Origin of the sequence: Streptomyces sp. NK08204 (assembly GCF_020400585.1) — a bacterium.
Taxonomy (GTDB): Bacteria; Actinomycetota; Actinomycetes; order Streptomycetales; family Streptomycetaceae; genus Streptomyces.
In genome coordinates this window covers 1-425 of the sequence record NZ_JAINVF010000096.1, presented here as the reverse complement: position 1 = coordinate 425, position 425 = coordinate 1, and the positions used below count along the sequence as shown (strand labels likewise).

The 425-nt window shown below is 67.5% G+C and carries 1 protein-coding gene; it reads right to left on the bottom strand.

Annotation, left to right across the window (positions count from 1 at the left end):
- The coding region (locus tag K7G59_RS34465) for an acyltransferase domain-containing protein (protein WP_225840682.1) at positions 1 to 425 on the bottom strand (425 nt) is incomplete at both ends.

Below are 425 nucleotides of genomic sequence, written 5' to 3'. Positions count from 1 at the left end.
ACACCGCCTGCCAGTCGACCGGGGCCCCGTTGACGTGGGCCTCGGCGAGGGAGGTCAGGAAACGCTCCAGACCACCCTCGTCACGACGCAGCGAACCCAGCGCCACAGCCTCGACACCGACGTCCTCCGCGGTCTGCTGCACCCCGACCGTCAGCACCGGATGCGCACTCGCCTCCACGAACAGCTGATGCCCGTCCGCCAGCAGCACACGAACGGTCTCGTCGAACCGCACCGTCTGACGCAGGTTCGTGTACCAGTACTCCGCATCCAGCACCGCCGTGTCCACGACCCCGGCAGTGACCGTGGAGTAGAACGGCACCCGCGAGGCACGCGGAACGATCCCCGACAACACCTCCAGCAGCTCCGCACGCAGCTTCTCCACATGCACGGAATGCGAGGCATAGTCCACCGGGATCCGACGAGCC